The organism is Pseudomonas sp. K5002 (genome assembly GCF_013386655.1).
Lineage (GTDB): Bacteria > Pseudomonadota > Gammaproteobacteria > Pseudomonadales > Pseudomonadaceae > Aquipseudomonas.
The window spans coordinates 1-1494 of sequence record NZ_JACARK010000976.1; the positions used below are offsets into that span (position 1 = coordinate 1).

Here is a 1494-nt window from a genome sequence, read left to right on the forward strand (position 1 = left end):
CACATTTTGATCCGGTTTCAATTGATAAACCGGATTATCGATGCGTCGCAATCCAGATCAACAACCCCGCCTGAAACACGGTAAACGCCACCAGGCACGTAATCGTGAAGCGCAACCCGCTGTCTTCGCGCTTGAACTTGGTGACTTTTTCCTCTTCCTTGCGCAGTTTCACTTCCTGTTCCGCCAGGTTCTGCTCGGCCTGTTGCAGCATCTGCGCCGCTTCCAGAATCTCCACGAACTGCAGCTTTTCGGTGTTCCAGCTGTCCAGCACATCGCTGACCTTGCCCGGCTGCACGTTGCCCTTCAAATGCTGGACATCGGCGTACGCCACATCAAAGCCCTGGATACGCAGGAAGTGATCCCGGCGCAGGCGCGTGGCTTCGTTGAGGGCGTCCTTGTTGGCCAGGTCGACGCCGTCGACGCGGTAGTGCGACCACTTCTTTTTCGCCCAGGCGGCGCCCTGGGCTACCAGGAAACGGCCGATGCCGCGGTTAGCCGGCTCGATCTCCAGGCTGTTGCCCGGGCCAAAGTGCACCCGATGGGTCGCGTGATCGACCCAGATATCCAAATGGTTCTGTTCCCGGCGCACCCGCTGGCCCGGCAACTGAATGACCATGCGCAGCAGGCTGTGGTCCTTGTTGTTGCGTTCGGCCCAGCCAAACTGCACAAAGCGCAGGGGCCGCACGCCCGTGGCACGGTCGGTGGCCAAAGGGGCCAGGCGCAGCATCTTGAAATGTTCGGCCTGCACCTCCGCCCACGGTAACGCGGCCGATGCGGCGGCCTCGGTGTCAGCCGTGGTGTCGGCGGTAGGTTCGGGTGTTGCTTCGGTGTTCGTCATTCGGCGCGATCCTGTCCAAGCTCTGCGGGTCGACAGGCTTTTTGCTGTCGACCCATGGCTTATCGGCCGTTTTGCTCAGGACTGGAGGGGCAATACTCGCTTAACTGGCGCGAAGTCCGTCGATAAAGCGAACCAGGCGGGTGCCCAGTTCAGCCGCCAGCGGCAACTGCGGGTCGTTATAGGACTCCAGTTGCTGCTTCACGTTGTTGGGCACGATGCGCATCACGTGGTTCATGCCTTCGATCACCGTCAGCTCGGCGTCGGGCTTGGCCTTCTGCAATTGTTGCGCATCGGCCACGCCGACCTGCAGGTCATTGGTGCCCTGGACGATCAGCGCCGGCATGGTCAATTTGGCAAAGGCCGCCGAAGGGTCGGCGCGGAACAGGCTGATCAGATAGGGCTGCACGCTGGGGCGGAAAATGCCCTCAAGGGGGGTGGGCACATCGGCGTCCACCTGGCCGGCCTTGAGGTGATCGAGAATCTGGTTGCTGCGCAGTAACAGCGCTGGAGGCATATGGTCGGCCAGTTGCTGGCGGATCACCTGGTCCACCGGGCGCGCGCTGCCCGACAGTGAAATCACCCCGGCCGGGTTGAGCTGCGGGGCGGCGAGGGCGGCCACCAGTGCACCTTCGCTGTGGCCCAGCACAATCAGCGGG

At 62.2% G+C, this 1494-nt stretch carries 2 protein-coding genes; both read right to left on the minus strand.

Features of this window, described 5'->3' with window-relative positions:
* Nucleotides 1-34: 34 nt before the first annotated feature.
* Complete coding sequence (locus tag HX846_RS32030) at nucleotides 35-838, minus strand: hypothetical protein (protein ID WP_003213127.1); 804 nt, start codon at nucleotides 836-838, stop codon at nucleotides 35-37.
* A gap of 100 nt (nucleotides 839-938) precedes the next feature.
* Nucleotides 939-1494: alpha/beta fold hydrolase (locus tag HX846_RS32035; protein WP_177123757.1), on the minus strand; the 556-nt coding region annotated here is incomplete at its 5' end.

Excerpts from the sequence above, each read along its gene's own strand:
- HX846_RS32030 (WP_003213127.1), bottom strand. The coding sequence starts at position 838 with ATGACGAACACCGAAGCAACACCCGAACCTACCGCCGACACCACGGCT.